14 protein-coding genes and 1 riboswitch are annotated in these 15,840 nt (G+C 36.2%); of the genes, 6 read left to right on the top strand and 8 right to left on the bottom strand.

Annotated features, from left to right (window positions below; all coding sequences use genetic code 11):
- Window positions 1–55 precede the first annotated feature (55 nt).
- Window positions 56–1,081 (top strand): energy transducer TonB, encoded by a 1,026-nt coding sequence (locus tag BC781_RS10325; protein ID WP_245935607.1) that lies wholly within the window; start codon window positions 56–58, stop codon window positions 1,079–1,081.
- A gap of 438 nt (window positions 1,082–1,519) precedes the next feature.
- Complete coding sequence (locus tag BC781_RS10320) at window positions 1,520–2,536, top strand: energy transducer TonB (protein WP_245935606.1); 1,017 nt, start codon at window positions 1,520–1,522, stop codon at window positions 2,534–2,536.
- 93 nt (window positions 2,537–2,629) lie between these two features.
- Here BC781_RS10320 and BC781_RS10315 read toward each other — a convergent pair whose 3' ends face one another.
- Window positions 2,630–3,289 carry a hypothetical protein gene (locus tag BC781_RS10315; protein WP_109617264.1) on the bottom strand — a complete coding sequence of 220 codons (660 nt, stop codon included), beginning with the start codon at window positions 3,287–3,289 and terminating at the stop codon, window positions 2,630–2,632.
- A 347-nt stretch (window positions 3,290–3,636) separates the two neighbouring features.
- On the opposite strand from BC781_RS10315, the gene BC781_RS10310 reads away from it, so the two are divergent.
- The 3 genes from BC781_RS10310 to BC781_RS10300 all read left to right on the top strand — a co-directional run bounded on the left by BC781_RS10310 (window position 3,637) and on the right by BC781_RS10300 (window position 7,610).
- The gene (locus BC781_RS10310) at window positions 3,637–5,505 is read left to right on the top strand and encodes a M23 family metallopeptidase (protein ID WP_109617262.1); all 1,869 of its coding nucleotides are present in this window, start codon (window positions 3,637–3,639) and stop codon (window positions 5,503–5,505) included.
- Between the two features lie 250 nt (window positions 5,506–5,755).
- A complete protein-coding gene (locus tag BC781_RS10305) occupies window positions 5,756–7,138 on the top strand; it encodes a sugar MFS transporter (RefSeq protein ID WP_109617260.1) in 1,383 nt (460 codons plus the stop codon).
- A gap of 112 nt (window positions 7,139–7,250) precedes the next feature.
- Window positions 7,251–7,610 (top strand): YkvA family protein, encoded by a 360-nt coding sequence (locus BC781_RS10300; RefSeq protein ID WP_109617257.1) that lies wholly within the window; start codon window positions 7,251–7,253, stop codon window positions 7,608–7,610.
- Between the two features lie 6 nt (window positions 7,611–7,616).
- On the opposite strand, the gene BC781_RS10295 is transcribed toward BC781_RS10300, so the two are convergent.
- Entirely contained in the window at window positions 7,617–8,417 is an 801-nt protein-coding gene (locus BC781_RS10295; RefSeq protein WP_109617255.1) for an SDR family NAD(P)-dependent oxidoreductase, read from the bottom strand.
- Window positions 8,418–8,527: 110 nt separating this feature from the next.
- Window positions 8,528–9,400, bottom strand: coding sequence for a B12-binding domain-containing radical SAM protein (locus BC781_RS10290; protein WP_109617253.1), 873 nt, complete (start codon window positions 9,398–9,400; stop codon window positions 8,528–8,530).
- A gap of 192 nt (window positions 9,401–9,592) precedes the next feature.
- Here BC781_RS10290 and BC781_RS10285 point away from each other — a divergent pair, with 192 nt between their 5' ends.
- Window positions 9,593–10,441 carry an AraC family transcriptional regulator gene (locus BC781_RS10285; RefSeq protein WP_109617251.1) on the top strand — a complete coding sequence of 283 codons (849 nt, stop codon included), beginning with the start codon at window positions 9,593–9,595 and terminating at the stop codon, window positions 10,439–10,441.
- Between the two features lie 262 nt (window positions 10,442–10,703).
- On the opposite strand, the gene BC781_RS10280 is transcribed toward BC781_RS10285, so the two are convergent.
- The 5 genes from BC781_RS10280 to BC781_RS10260 form a co-directional block, all read right to left on the bottom strand.
- Complete coding sequence (locus BC781_RS10280; RefSeq protein ID WP_109617249.1) at window positions 10,704–11,348, bottom strand: Dph6-related ATP pyrophosphatase; 645 nt, start codon at window positions 11,346–11,348, stop codon at window positions 10,704–10,706.
- Window positions 11,348–12,091 (bottom strand): Dph6-related ATP pyrophosphatase, encoded by a 744-nt coding sequence (locus tag BC781_RS10275; protein WP_109617247.1) that lies wholly within the window; start codon window positions 12,089–12,091, stop codon window positions 11,348–11,350. Before BC781_RS10275 ends, BC781_RS10280 begins: the two co-directional genes overlap by 1 nt.
- A gap of 5 nt (window positions 12,092–12,096) precedes the next feature.
- Window positions 12,097–12,600, bottom strand: coding sequence for a bifunctional adenosylcobinamide kinase/adenosylcobinamide-phosphate guanylyltransferase (locus BC781_RS10270; protein WP_109617245.1), 504 nt, complete (start codon window positions 12,598–12,600; stop codon window positions 12,097–12,099).
- Window positions 12,597–13,193 carry a DUF6580 family putative transport protein gene (locus BC781_RS10265; RefSeq protein ID WP_109617243.1) on the bottom strand — a complete coding sequence of 199 codons (597 nt, stop codon included), beginning with the start codon at window positions 13,191–13,193 and terminating at the stop codon, window positions 12,597–12,599. Before BC781_RS10265 ends, BC781_RS10270 begins: the two co-directional genes overlap by 4 nt.
- Before the next feature lie 73 nt (window positions 13,194–13,266).
- On the bottom strand, window positions 13,267–15,441 hold the full coding sequence (locus BC781_RS10260) for a TonB-dependent receptor plug domain-containing protein (protein ID WP_109617242.1): 2,175 nt from the start codon (window positions 15,439–15,441) through the stop codon (window positions 13,267–13,269).
- Window positions 15,442–15,563: 122 nt separating this feature from the next.
- Window positions 15,564–15,761, bottom strand: a riboswitch (cobalamin riboswitch).
- Window positions 15,762–15,840: the final 79 nt, after the last annotated feature.

Genomic DNA, 15,840 nt, shown 5'->3' with positions numbered 1-15,840 from the left:
GTCAGGTAAAGGAAGCTAACTAAATCAGAATTATTACCAAAAACACGAATACGTTATGACTATTATAACTCAACTTTATGAATGGCTAAACAATCCAGTTGTTCCAATTGCGAATCTTTTACTCATTTATTTTTTCGCAATTCGTAAAATGGTGAAAGGAACGTTCTTTAATGATGAAGTACGTCGCGTAACTAAAAAAATTATCAAAATCATATTTCTGACAGGAATACTCGGAGGGTTCTCTTATATGAGTATTGAGAATAATACCAATATAGTGTTGTTTAACCTTATTGTATTGTTCTGTGACGGTATCTGGTTTGCTATTGCGGCAGGGAAATTTACCATGGATATGGGCTCTGAAGAGTCGTATGAGAAGCACCACGGGCAGAAAAATAATGTATTAAAGAAGAAGTTTTCTTCAGTAGACTTTAAAAGCTATAGAAATATAATTACAAGTATGGGTTGGCTAATGAGCCTCTCAGTTATACTTGTTGCGATGGAGTATCCTTCTTATGAAGAGAGTGATCTAATGGAGCTTACAAGTGATAGAATTGTAGAAAGTGATGCCGATGTAATTCCTCCTCCAACACAACACGCTGAACCTCCGAAGCCAAAGGTTACCGTTCCAGAAATTGTAGAAGTTCCTGATGAAGAGGTGATTGAGCAAGAGATAGAAATCGAAATGCCTGACTTCGAAGAAGACTTTATGGTTGAAGAAGTGGAAATTGTAGAGCCTTTAGAAGTAGAGGAAGAAGAGGTTGAAGAAATCTTTGAAGTAGTAGAAGAACCTGCAGTGCCTAAAGGTGGTATGAGAGCCTTTTTAGGTTGGATTGCTAAAAATATTGCTTACCCAACTCAAGCAAGAAGAATGGGTGTTGAAGGTAAAGTATATGTTCATTTTGTAGTAGATAAAACAGGTGCACTTACAGATGTTAGGATTGCGAGAGGTATTGGTGCCGGTTGTGATGAAGAAGCAATCAGAGTTGTGAAAAAAGCCCCAAAATGGACTCCAGGACGTCAAAGAGGTAAAGCAGTGAAGCAACGTATTATTCTTCCTGTAAACTTCATGATGGCCAAATAAGACTTGTGTAATGTAATGATGAGGTTCGCTGTATTCATTTCCAGTGAGCCTCTTATTTGTTCGCAAAAAGTTTATACAATTCAGAATGGTATTCTGATCAGCTCAAATTCTATAATCAATTGTTAATATTTGGTATCAGTTTATTCAAATGGGTACCTGTTCACATTGTCGCTTTGCATCAATTTGTAGGATTTTTACTTTTGTATGTTGATGTAGAAGTGTCGATAAGACAAAGAAATTTTGAACTTTGTTTTCTAGGATCATGCTGAGAATTTGTATTGAAATTCTATGTGGTGCTATGTAACTTTGCCCACATTCAGCTAAAAAAATGACCGAAAAGCATTTCTAAGAATCTTTACGGATTTAATTCGTTTAGATAATATAGGTAAGTATATCGGATGTGTTGTATTATATAGTTCTTTCTAAAAAGTATAAACTATGATTATTAAGTTTTATGAGGCATTGGATACTCTTGGTATCCCTCTCATTAACTTCATCCTTTTGATAGTTTTTATCGGCTTCCAAGCTAAAGACGGTAAACTGACAGAAGGAGGGGCTATGAGTGTATCAAAAAGAATTGCTGGTTATTTGGTTGGTTTAGCTTTGCTAGGTGCTTTTATGTATCTAAAGGCTACTCAAGGAACTTCTTTGCAGTTATTTAACCTAATTCTTGTATTTGTAGATTTCATGATCTTCTCTATTTTCATCGGTCAAATGATTATGAAGACTGGTGGTGAAGAAGAGCTTGAAAAGCACCAAAATGAAGGTTCTTCAGATGTATTAGAGAAGAAATATTCTTCTGCTGACCTAAGCACTTACGGATTCTTGTTCGCAGGTCTTGGTTGGGCTTTGAGTATTGGAGTTGTTCTTGGAGCAATGGAGTACCCAAGCTTTGAAGAGCAAGTATTGATGGACCTTGGTGATCTTGATGTAGAAGCTGAAGAGCAAATTGAAGTTCCTCAGACTTTCGTGAAGCCACCACCACCACCAAAAATTACTGTACCTGCTATCGTAGAGGTTCCAGATGAAACTGAAATTGAGGAAGAAATCGAGATTGAAATCCCAGAATTCGACCAAGAAATGGAAGTTGAGGAATTCGTAGAGCCAGAAATGGAAGATATGGAGGAAGAAGTGGTTGAAGAGATCTTTGAGATCGTAGAAGACCCTGCTGCTCCTGCTGGAGGTATTCCTGCCTTCTTGGGTTGGGTTGGTAAAAATATCAAGTACCCTGCTCAAGCTCGTCGTATGGGTGTTGAAGGAAAAGTTTATGTTCAGTTCGTTGTGGACAAAGACGGTTCTTTGACAAATGTACAAGTAGTAAGAGGTATTGGAGCTGGTTGTGATGAAGAGGCTGTTCGTGTAATTCAAAAAGCGAAACCTTGGAAACCAGGTAAACAAAGAGGTAGACCAGTTAAGCAGAGAATTATCTTGCCTATCAACTTTAAACTTGGATAATCAATTCGATTATAAATATAAAGCCTAGCAGAAATGCTAGGCTTTTTTGTTTTGTGGGTTAAACGGAGTTTTTGGGGTGTAACTAGAAAGTTTTTAGCAGACCTCAGTTGCTTTCTTTAGCACTCGAGGGTAATTCCTAATTTCATCAGGATGATCTCTAAGTGTCATTCTGTAGAAAATACCATTGTCATCCAAGATACGAGCAATATTCATCGCTAATGGATAATCAATATCGTAATGTTTTGTTGATCTGATTAAATTATCTATCGTCTTTAACTGAATGGTAGAAGGGTAGATTTGTACTTCCTTAAGGTTTTCAATTTTTACTTTCGGACTACCAGATATTTTTAGAATACCATTTTTGACTCTAACAAATCCTTCAGGTAAATCAGGAATGAAGTAATTCATTAAGTATAAAAGTGATATTATATAATTGATCAAGACAAAGCCTTGTAGACCTTCAAAATAATGCATTGTAACAGCGAAAGAAAAGAGAGAAAAGGTCTCGAAATAAGGGACCATAATTCGTTCTCTTCTATATATCGGTAATTTCTGTTCATTCTTTACAAAGCCTTTCCTAAACCTTATTTTATCATAAATCATATAGCCTAGTGCAAATAGGTAGCTTAATGATAAAATATATATAAAGTAGAAATAAGCAGAGTCTGTATGTCTTAAGAACGGTACAGGAAGATAAAAACTGATGTAACCCAAGGTTAATAATCCCTGTTGAACCGCTGAAGAAATTCTCATTGGCTTGAGTTTAAAAAGCTGTGAAATATATAGGTTGAAGTCAAATATAATAAAAAGAATTTCTTATAAAAGTGGTTTTTTGCTATTTCATTTGATTAATTTTCAGATAGTTATATTTATAGGAGTATTCAAAGATGTAACTATATTATTAGAATGTTTCAAGAAGTGTTTTCTCTTTTACCCTCTGATTTTTTATTTACAAAGACATGATTTTCCTACCTCTTCATTTGATCTAACAAAAATCTTATTTTTCTCCTCTTAAGCTTTATTATCTTTGTGAGTGATCAATAATCCTTAAAAATTGATTCTTTAGGAGTACTTAAGCCATAAACGAAGAAATCTTTAAAATGCGAGCATTAATCTTATTATCATTTATCCTTTCACTTTTTCATATTCAATCTGCAAATGCACAAGCAGCTTTAGAGGATGAGAGTAAATATCTTTTCCCAATGTACCCCGGACAGCGACATTATTTTTCGGGTACTTTGGCTGAATTGCGTGCTAGTCATTTTCATGGAGGTTTAGATATTAAAACGGGAGGTAAAATAGGTTGGCCAGTATTAGCTGCAGAAGAAGGATATCTTTCAAGAATCAGAGTTTCGCCTGTAGGGTATGGCCAAGCAGTATATTTGATACATCCAAATGGAGAGACTACTGTATATGCTCATTTAGATAAATTCATTCCAGAGTTGGCGGAATTTGTACTGGAAGAACAATACAAGCAAAAGAAGTTTGCTGTAGATATTGCTTTGCCAAAAGATAAATACCTTTTTGAAAAAGGGGAAAAAATAGCTTACTCAGGAAATACAGGGTCTTCTGGAGGTCCTCATCTTCATTTTGAGGTGAGAGATTCGTTAGAACGTCCGATGAATCCTGTGAAATATAATTTCAAGGAAGTAGTAGATAATACTCCCCCTACACCAATTCGATTAGTTGTAAAACCACTAGATATTCAAGCAAGGGTAGAAGGTGCTTATGGTAGAGAAGATTATTTGGCAACTCCTACGGGAAAAGGAAAATATAAAGTACCAACAGTTAAAGCATTTGGTACTGTTGGTTTAGAATTACAAGCATACGATAAAGCTGAAGGAGCTTATAATAAATATGGTCTCAATAAAATAGAGGTATTGGTAGATGGGGAAATGGTTTATCAACACGTTTTGGAATATATTCCTTTTGATGACAACCGTTATATCCATGCTTTTACAGATTATAATTCGTGGGATAAGTATAGAAGAAAGATTCAAAAGCTATATCATGACCCATCTAATAAACTGCAGATTTATCCTTCAAAAGAATTGAATGGTCAAATCAAATTAGAAAAAGGACATACTTATAAGACTGAAATAAGAATGTATGATAGTTTTGGGAATATGAGTGTCTTGAAAGCTGATCTCTTAGGCGATGTTACTGATGTGAAATCTTCGAGTAAACAAAGTCATATTAGCTATGTGTTAGACCGAAATATTCTCAAGATTAAAGGACCAAAAGCTGAAAAAGCAGAAATAGGAATGCAGTTCTATAGTGATGAAGCTTTAGAAGCTTATGAAGATGGTGAAAACTCAGTATTCTTATGGGATATGAGAAACGGCTTACCTTCTTATATCAAAATTGGTGATGAAGCATTAAATACTTATTTCACTCAAATGATACCTGCTGGAGTAGAGTATAATTACTATGGTACTTTTGCAGATTTCCATTCCAGTGAAAAAACTTTATTTGATACCCTTTATCTGACTGAAGAGAAAGTCGGAGAGGTATATAAAATAGGTAAATCAAATCAGGTTTTATTGAAATCAATGGCCATTACATTAACGGATCTAGATTCTGCCGATGTGACACCTCACACCTCTGTTTATAAGCAAGGACGAAGAGGAACTTGGAGTTTTGTCGGAGGTAAATGGGATGGAGAAACCATGACATTCCATACACGAGAGTTGGGGAAGTTCCGTTTACAGGAAGATCGAGAAGCACCAACTGTAAAATATATAGGCAGACCAAATGGAGAATTGGCATTGAGAGTGGAGGATGATATTTCTGGCATTAGAAGCTACGAAGCAACTTTAAATGGAGAATGGATTTTGGTGAAATTTGATCCTAAAAGAGATCGAATGGAGACCGAAAGAAAAGATAAAAGCATTCCTTTGAAAGGAAAGTTTGTCTTGAAGGTTGTTGACGGGCAAGGTAATGAGAAAGTTTATGAAAGAACGCTTTAAATAAGACAGTTCTTTATAAGATACTATAAAGCGACTTCTGAGTAATCGGAAGTCGCTTTTTTTATATTCTGAACATCAAGAATTCCGAGTCGTTCATCAGTCAATTCTCGTCAAACATCGATTTATTTTATCTTCTTTATGAGAATCTATTATTTTTAATCTTAAGGCAGCGAAGTTTTGTATTTATTTTTTGAGACTGAATATGATAGGCTGTTGATTTTTCGTCTTTAAAAACCAATAACTAATAATTATGGCAATAGCGAGTAGCACTGTTGAAACTAGACAGGTAAAGGAAAGCCCAGAAGGAACTAATTATAGAGTGCCATTGACCCTTATGGTTATTCTATTTTTTATGGTTGGCTTTATTACAGTATTAAATGATGTCTTGATACCGAGTTTGAAAAACGTATTTTCTCTGAATACTTGGCAAGCCATGCTCATTCAGTTCTGTTTTTTTGGAGCGTATGGGGTTATGTCAATACCGTCGGGATTAATCATTAAGAAAATAGGATACAAGAAAGGATTAGCATTAGCACTGACTATTATTGGTATCGGTTTGTTATTGTTTGTTCCTGCTTCTATTACGGTAGTTTACAGCTTCTTTCTATTCGCCTTATTTACCGTAGCAAGTGGTTTGGCTTTACTTCAAGTAGCAATCAACCCCTATATTATTGCTTTAGGGCCTGAGAAAACTGGTGCATCTCGTTTGAATTTGGGAGGTGCAATGAATTCTACCGCAACTACGATAGGTCCAATCATTGGTGGTGCATTTATTTTGAAAGAACTGAGTTTAGCAGATTTTCAATCGCTGCATCCAACTTTAGAACAAGCGAAAGAAGCCTTGAAAATGGCACAAGCAGCCGCCGTTCAAGGGCCATACATTGCTTTGGCACTAGTTACTATTGGTATTGGAGTTGTTTTGTTCTTTTTGAATTTACCTCAAATTTCATCAGAAGAAGAGTCAAAAGAAAAAGCAGAAGGAAGTGTACTTGCATTTAGAAACCTACTTTATGGTGCGGGAGCGATCTTTTTCTATGTAGGTGTAGAAGTTGCGATTGGTTCTATTTTGATCTTGTATTTGGCTGAAGAGTATATGGGCGGAATCAGTGAAAAATTAGCTTCTTCGCTTTTGGCTTATTATTGGGGTAGTGCTATGATCGGTCGTTTTGCGGGTAGTTATCTAGGTCAAAGATTCCAAGCACAGAAGATGTTGAGAGTAGTCACTTTGGTGGCTATAGCATTTGTAGCATTGAGTTTTTCTTCATTTGCCTTAGAAAATTGGGTTAGTATACCTGCTATGGTTATGGAAACCACAGGTGGATTCTCAATTCACTTTGAACAAACAACAATTCCTTATGCTGGTCTTTTCTTGATTCTTTGTGGATTGTGTAATTCGGTGATGTGGCCATGTATTTTCCCTCTAGGAATTTCTGGTTTGGGCAAACATACTTCATTAGGTTCAGGAATTATGTGTACCATGATTTGTGGTGGTGCATTTATTCCATTGGCTCAAGGATGGTTAGAAGGTGAAATTGGTTATACATGGAGTTTCATTCTTCCATTGGCTTGTTATTTCTATATCCTTTTCTTTGCAATTGAAGGATATAAGCCGATCAAGTTGAAGCGTAGCTAAAGATTAGCCATATATAAAAAATATAAGACTGTTAGCGTGAAACCTAATTAGGTGGAAAAGAGTATTTATCAGTAAATACTTTCTCCTAAAACGCTAACAGTCTTATTCTTTTATGGAAGAAAAACAACAGAAAAAATTAGCTCGAAGATTAGATAAAAAGATTTCTGCCAATGTTCAGAAACTAGGTTCTAAACTCGTTTATCAGTTGCTGAAAATGTACTATGCCGCAATTGATAAGGATACGCCCGTTTGGGCAAAAAGTATCATTTTTTCTGCTTTAGTCTATTTTGTTCTTCCTTTAGATATGATTCCCGATTTTATACCAGTCACAGGTTTTACCGATGATATTTCTGCTTTAGGTTTAGCCTTGGTACAAGTAGGTTCTCAGATCAGTGATGAACATAAATCTTTGGCTAAAAAACGAACTGAAGCTTGGTTTGGCTCCTCAGAAGTTCTCGAAATTGAGGAATAAATTTGCTTACATCCCTAATAAACTATCAGTCACTTCAAGAAGGGCTTTGTTCTTTGCTTCATCATAAGCATCTGGATGTGCCGTTCCATAAATTCCACGATCATTGTCAAAATATTTCCCACTCATTGAGCTGTGTTTTTCTCCAACAGCCAAGTCATGAAGAATATCAGCTCCTTTATCTGCCGAAGACCAAAACTGTCCGTAGGCTTCTTTTACCATATTTGTATTTAACAATGAGCCAGGATTCACAGGAATAATAATGATATCTTTTTCCTTTTTTGCCATATCAAAACTCCACATTGTGAGTGCAAGTTTGCTCTGAGCGTAAGTTTCTCCTTCCGATTTCGAGCTTTTTCCTTCCAATACATTTAATGATACAGGTGATTGCGCCGCAGAACTTAAATTCACAATTCTTGGAGTCTCTCCTTTACGGATAATTGGTAAAAGGGACGTGGTCAGTAAATAAGGTGCAAGATAGTTGACTACAAATCGCATATCTAAACCATCTTTGTTTGTGGGTTTAGGGCTTTTATAAACACCAGCATTGTTGATAAGTACATCCAATTTTGTGAGTTTACTCGAAACTTCATCAGCCAACTTTTTAACCGTATCCAAATCTGACAAGTCTGCTGTAAATCCATCAATGCTCTCATTGTTTGTCAAGTCTTTAATCTCTGAAATGACAGCTTCAAGTTTTTGCGGATTTCTTCCGTGTAGGTACACTTCATGCCCTTCTTTAGCAAGTTTGATTGCAGTCAGTTTTCCAATTCCGTCTGTACTTCCTGTGATGAATATGGTTTTCTTCATGATTTTAGTCGTCTTTCAAGATTTAAGAAAAGGGTCTATCCAGTGAAATTAGTATTCAATGATAGACCCAATATATGTGTTACAAAGTTTCAGCCGAAAATAATTCCCTTTTACCAAGCATATGTATTGTGTACTTTTTGTTTGGTGATTGGGTTTGTTTCGATTTCATGATTAATTCTATTGAGGAAAGAGGCTTTCAAGTCTGGAAAATATCCTCGCATAGGAGCAATATTATTTCCGTGATCGCCCCAATACACCGTCTCAAAATTCATGTTTTCAAGAAGATATTTTTCTTCATGAAGAATTTGTAGAGGTGTTGCACGTACAAACTCACCACTTTCCACTTGTTGTTCAAGTTTCGTGTTGGGCTGAATAGCCAAAGCCATTGGTGCAATTTCTTCGGGTTGAAGGATGTTCAATAGTTTAACCGTTTCCTCGATATGTTCTTTCGAACGTTCTTTTCCTCCCATTCCGAAGATAAAAGATGCCAATACTCTGATACCCGCAGCTTTCGCATTAGCCATTCCTTCCACGGCCTCTTCAGGAGTCATGCCTTTTTCAATTCTTTCAAGGGTTTCTCTATCTCCAGATTCCAAACCGATGTAAGCCATGTCCAATCCAGCTTCTTTCAGAAGTTTAAGATCTTCTACAGATTTGCGCTTAAGGTCGTTGAAACTGCTGTAAAGAGAAATTTTCTTACACTCAGGGAAAGTCTCTTTGATTTTGTTGAGCACTTTCAGAAGTGTAGCTGTTTTCAATACCATTACGTTTCCATCAATCAAGAAGATTGAAGGCACATAAGGATAGTATTTTCTTGCTTGTTCGATATCCGCAAATATGTCTTCTACTTTTCTGACACGGAATCGTTTGTCTGAGAACATGTCACAAAATGTACATGTATTGTGCGAACAGCCTAAAGTTACTTGGATCAATAAGCTGTTAGCCTCTATCCAAGGGCGGTATACTTTTCCCTCGTAATTCATCTTTTTCTCCTTCTTTTAATTTTTTGACAATACAAAGGTCGAGAATTTCAATACTGATGTTGTTGTATGAATATTGGTTAGTGTTGTATACAAAAGGGTAGTTTTTGTTGTTTTAAAGTTGTTAAGACTGTTTTGTATGTGTGAAATACTTGTTTTTGTAATTTTGAGAATGAAATATCCAATATTTATACAATGAAGACTGAGTCTGTTCAAAGATTATTTGAAATTCATGTTGAAGAGCTTTCAACTTGGGAGAAAAGACCGCACAAACACAATTTCTTTGAGATCGTGTTTGTAGAAAAAGGGTCGGGCTATCAGTGTATCAATGAACATGAGTTTCAATATCAGGAAGGAAATATATTTTTGCTTCCTCCATTAGATTGTCACTCATTTAAAATAGAAGAGACCTCTCGTTTCTACTTTATCCGATTTACAGATCATTACTTTCAGAAAAATGGACTCACCGATTATTCTGCTTGGTTTGATCGGATTACTTATATCATCGCCAACTACAATAAAGTGCCGGGCGATATCATTTCTTCGGAAAGAGAGCGAAGCTTCATCATTCAGAATATAAAATCCATTTATCAAGAATATTTGATTTCAGATACGTATTCTGAAGAAATTATCTCGGGAATAATGGTGGCTATTCTCAATATTTTGGCAAGGTGTATTGAGAAAAAATATGTGGATAAAGCCAATGAAATGGATAGTCGTTTTGGTGAAATTCTCCGATTTATCAATACAAATATTCTTGATTATGAGAAATTGAGAATCCCATATTTGGCAGATAAGTTTGGCATCTCGAAGACTTATTTCTCAGAGTATTTCAAGAAACAGGCAGGGCTTAGTTTGGCTGACTATATTCTGAAATCCAAACTCAGAATTGTAGAAACAAAAGTTTTACATACCGATTTGTCACTGAAGGAAGTCGCTTACCAACTCAATTTTACGGATAGTAGTCACCTTTCTCGTTCTTTCAAAAAAGTATATGGAATGACGATTAAGGAGTTTAAAAATGAGAATAGATGTGTGGCTTAATGAAGTGAGGACTTATCGAAATTGCTACTACTATTCTTAGAGCTACTCTAAGAATTCATAAATGAAGGGAGAGACGGACGCAGTTTTTTAGACTCGACATTTTAGTGAATTTTTCGAGTCTGAAGACTCTTGCTTTCATCTATCAAACCTTAGATAACTTCGTAAACTCTAAGGATAGTCTCACTTATTTTTTTGTTCGAGTACTTAAAAAGAAAAAGTCTTCAGATTTAAATAATGGTATATTCAAATCTGAAGAACCGTTTTATTTTTCCCACTGTAAAAAGCAATAATCTTGATGCTGTACTTTGGTATATTCTGGTAATTCTACGGGTTTTGAAAATAGAGGGCAATCTACCACTACGGTATGATATTCTCCATTTTCACCACAAGCGTCTATTCCCATTTCTTCCAACTCAGCCACTAATTCTTTTGTGATTTCTCTGCCTAAGAATTTTTCGCCCATCGTCGTATTACAAGAGGTGATGATGGCTTTTATTCCGCTATCAATCATTTGGAAGACCAATTCTTTACGGCTTTGTTGCCATAACGGTAAAAGGGCTTCTAGCGATGCGGCATTACAAACTTTTTCTTCCCATTCTCTGTGTGGCTCTAGGTCAATATCACCAAACACGACAGCGTTTACATCATGTTCAGCTTTTAGTTCTTGAAGCGTTTTGATGTAATTTTTTTCATATTCTGCCCAAGAGGCTGGAACTGCTTTAAGTGGTTTGTTGATAGCTGAAGCTTGCTGATTGAGGAGATAAGGTGTCAGACCATGCGAACGAGAAATTTTACCATTTTCATTCATCATGTTTAGAAGTACTTTTAGTTCGTGCCCTTCTTTAACTGCTTGCATAAGAGCGAAACAACTGTCTTTTCCTCCACTCCAAGAACTAATTAATTCCATTATTCAACGGGGATAATATCACAAAAATAAAAACCTGATTTTTTATCGTTTTTCGGATGAGATTTGTCGTGAGAACTGTAGCCTGCATCGTCTTCTTTTTCGGGAGCTTTGTATTCTCTGAAAGTCACATCACCCAACTCATATTTCAATGGATTTTTGAAGATTGGTCCATCTACGATACAAGTGTGGAATTCTCCGTTTTCACCACAAGGGTCAACATTTTTAGGAAGGTCTTTCAAAAAGTCTTTATCAATGACTCTGCCTGCAAATTCTTTGTCCAACAATTCTGAGTTGATACAAGCAACTACAGTTTTAAAACCAAGATCGATGAACTCATGAACAAGCTCTGTTGTATCTCTTTTCCATAGCGGATAATGTCCTGTCATTCCTGTTTGAGCCAGTTTTTCATCTCTGTACGCCTTTAGGTCTTCCAAGAAAATATCTCCGAAAATACTATGTGTCACTCCTTCTTTCTGAAGTTCTGTCATTACCTCTTTCATGGTGTTGTCATACACTTCCATAGAAGACATTTCTGGCAGTCTGATTTCTTTGATAGGTAATCCGATAGCTTCGCCTTGTGCTCTAAGGATTGAGGTACGAACACCATGCATTGAAATACGATCATACTTATCACTAACCGTAGTCATGAGGGCTTGAACATCGTATTTTTTCTCTTCTAAAATGTAGTGTAATGCTAAGGCACTGTCTTTTCCTCCGCTCCAGTTAAATATAGATTTTATCATTTTCTTTACTTCAATTTCATTGGTAAACCCGAAACCATAAAGATAGCCTTATCTGCTCGTTTTGCTATAAATTGATTCATCCATCCTTGTAATTCAGTGAATTTTCTTCCCACTTCTGTTTGTGCATGAATTCCCATTCCTATTTCGTTGGAAATAATGATGATATTGGCTTTTTGAGCAAATAGTTTCTCTAGCTCAATTTTTCCTTTTTCTAGACTTTCTTCCACATTATTCTTTGTGTCCAAATACCAATTGGTTAGCCAAAGTGTCACACAATCTACGACTACAGTTTTACCTTCGAGCTTCAAATTACCTAAGTATTTTTCTTCTTCAATACTCGTCCAACGTTCGTCCCGTTCGGCTACGTGTCGTTGAATTCTTTTCTCGAAATCACCATCCCAATGTCTTGCTGTAGCCACATAAAATGGGGTGTCAGCTAAGGATAAAGCTAAATTTTGAGCATAGCTACTTTTTCCCGAACGTTCACCTCCTGTGATGTAGTAGATCATGATCTAGAGAGCTTTAAAACAGGGAATTGTCTTTGAGCTAATTCAAAACTGCCAAATAAGATGGCTCCAAAAATGAAGTTACCCATGAGCATGCTTTTCATAAAAGGAATGGCTAGTGTATAGCATTTGATAAGTCCTTGAATATCTCTTGTGTAAGGAAGTCCTGTGGTTACGTCTGTTCCACCTCCGAGCCAAACGCCAAAGTCGACAACAATCCAATGGGTTAAGGCTGCTGCAATTGCAGAAATAATGACACTTTTAAAACTCACTTTTTGGATGCATTTCCCGATTAAGACCATCAAGAAAAAGCCTCCGTAAGTCCAGTACCAACCGCCGTAAAGTAAGCCATTACTATATTCTGCATAATAGGTTGTCATCATGACTACATCGCTGACAAATAACGTGAGGATAGGGAAAAGGTATGCTTTCCATTGTTGTTGAAAATAAGCTCCTCCGAAAAGTGCCATTGCTCCAATTGGAGTGAAGTTGGCTAAAATACCAGCGTCTTTGCCATTAAAAGTAATTCTCCATATGCCTACAAATAGAATGATACAGAGTAAAACAAGAAAGCGGATATTGATTTGTTTTTTCATGATTTTATGTGTCTTTGGTGTAAAAAAAATGTAGAACAACTCCAAAGGAATTGCCCTACATAGGGGTTATATATTAAAAAGAATAATTAAGTCTGAGATAGAACGATCGGCCTCTAGTGGTGTAGCCATAGATCTCCTGATAATCTACATCGAACAAATTGTCAACGCGTAATGTAGCGTTCAATCCATCCATGATATTATAGTTTGCTGTGAATCCTGTAAGTGTATAGCTATCAACTTCATTTTGACCCAATGCACCCCAAGGGCCAAGACTATTGTCGTAGAAAATGTCATTTCTTCTACCAACGTGTCTGATATCTGCAGATAATCTTAGTTTTTGGATTGGGATATATGTTAGACTTGCATTGAATGTATTCGATCTTCTAACTAAGCCGTTTACTTCAACTTCTTTGGTGAGGAAGTCACCTGTTGAGTAAAGTTGAACATAATAGTCATTGGTAAAATCAGAGTAGCTAGGGTCGTATTTCAAGTCTCCTTCTGTATAACTGAAATTCCCGGTAAGAAGAAGTTGATTTGATAACTGAGATCTTAGTGTTACTTCAATACCTTTATTAGTTTGCTCACCAGCGTTTATGTATGTATCCCCTCTGCTGTCATTTCTCATCCAGTCATTGCCTAGCTCTTCTATAGGAATTTCTTTATCCCACAAATACACATACTCAATAAGGTTGTCAACAACGGTTTGATATGCAGAGATTGTAATTTCTGTACTTTTACCTATTTGCTGTTTCACACCAAGTTCAAAAGAAGTAGAAGTTTCAGGTTCTAGATCAAGATTACCCCTTGTGACTTCCGAAATGAAGTTTTGATTTGGAGAGTAAAGACGATATAATGCCGGAGCATTGAAACCTGCTCCGTAAGAAGCGTAGACTAATGTTTTATTGATTTTATACGAAGGATTGATTTCGTAAGTGAAGTTATTTCCAAAAGTGCTATGGTCATTTAATCGACCACCTAGAGCTAAATTGAAACCTTTAAGAGAGTTGGAAACTAATCCTCCGTTTAAGGTAGTGTGTAAAAAGGCACTGTTAATAGTCGCTTCAATCCCTAATGAATCCAAGTTACTTTCAGATTTATAATCCCAAGCAGAGCTATAATAATATGTTCTACTCGTCATCGTTTCTTTGTAGTTCGATAAACCTGCAATAAGTGAGATGAAATCACTTTGATATCTTAACTGAAGTTCATTATTCAGAACACTTCCTTCATATTCACTACTTGAAAATGTTCCATCTGTATTGCCTTCTGTATCTACAACTGATGAATCATCAAGTGCAAGACGTGACATATCTGTATAGCCACCAACAAAGTTTAAGTTTAGTTTTTCACTAAATCTGTATGCCAATTGGTAGTTGATCAAATCTCTTTTGAAATCTACAGTGTAGTTATCATCATCTCTGTAAGCACCGTCGTCAATGTCGGAGATTTGATCTGTTTTCTTATAAGAAATGAAAGCATCCCATTTATTGTCTTGATAACCTACTTTACCAATGACATCCAATTTGTCGAAGTTGTCTTGATCTCTGTTTTTGAAAATATCCGCTTTCACGGTATCTACAGTGGCGTCAAGTCCTTTTACATTCGTATTGTAAAGTTCGGCAGTAGCATAAAAGCCATTACCTAAAGAGTAGTTTAACGCAATATTTTCAGTAAACTGACTTGTAGACTCCCCAAAAGTACCTGCTTCGGCACTCACATTACCACTTAATCCTTTCTTTCCACCTCTTTTGGTAATTATATTGATTGAACCACCAATCGCTGAAGAACCATAAAGTGTGGAGTGCGATCCTCTCACAATCTCGATACGTTCGATATTGGCTAAAGAAAGCTCTGCTAAGTTTATTCCATTATCGACTGAAGAAGGGTCTGTAATTCTTACCCCATCAATAAAAATACTTGTATGCTCTGAGTTTGCGCCTCTCAGATACATGCTTTGCAATGAACCAGGATTTTGCCCTGTTCCGACGATGTAAATACCTTCTTGCTGAGAAAGTAATTCTGCGGCATTATTATAAATCGAATTCTGAATATCGCTGCTATTGAGCACTGTTATGCTTCGTCCTATTTCATTTGGGGCTTGCAAAATTTTTGAAGCAGAGATTACAACTTCATTCAGTTGTTTGGTTTGGAGTGAATCACTGTCTTGAGCAAAACTGGATAATGTAGTTGCTCCTAGTGCTAAGAATGATAAGGACAGTTTTTTTGTCCAATTGGTTTTAGTGTTCATAGTATTTGCGTGAATAATTTAACTATGAACTTTCTGGTAAGTGTATACAGGAAGGAAATAAGAGCAAAAGAAAATCTGCCCCAAAATTCATGTTCCTCATTGCTTTTTACCCGAAAGCTCTGATTAGAAAAATGATTTTGGCAGGTCTTCTGACTTACTCTACTTTAGGACTCCTTCCCATTCTGTTTAGAACAGTGGATTGTTGTCTAAAGCTTATGTTAGAGCTTACAGCTGCGGGAACAGTTCCAGATTTACACTGGATTCCCTTTTAAAATGAGGACTTGTGAAAAGGACTCATTACCATAATCGTTGCAAGTTTAAGCAACTTTTTGGGAATAATGAGAATGAAAATATTATTTAATTAAGAGATTATTGTCATCTTATAATTGGTAAATGCTG

The sequence above is a fragment of the Sediminitomix flava genome (genome assembly GCF_003149185.1).
Lineage (GTDB): Bacteria > Bacteroidota > Bacteroidia > Cytophagales > Flammeovirgaceae > Sediminitomix > Sediminitomix flava.
This window is presented reverse-complemented; position numbering and strand designations above follow the sequence as displayed.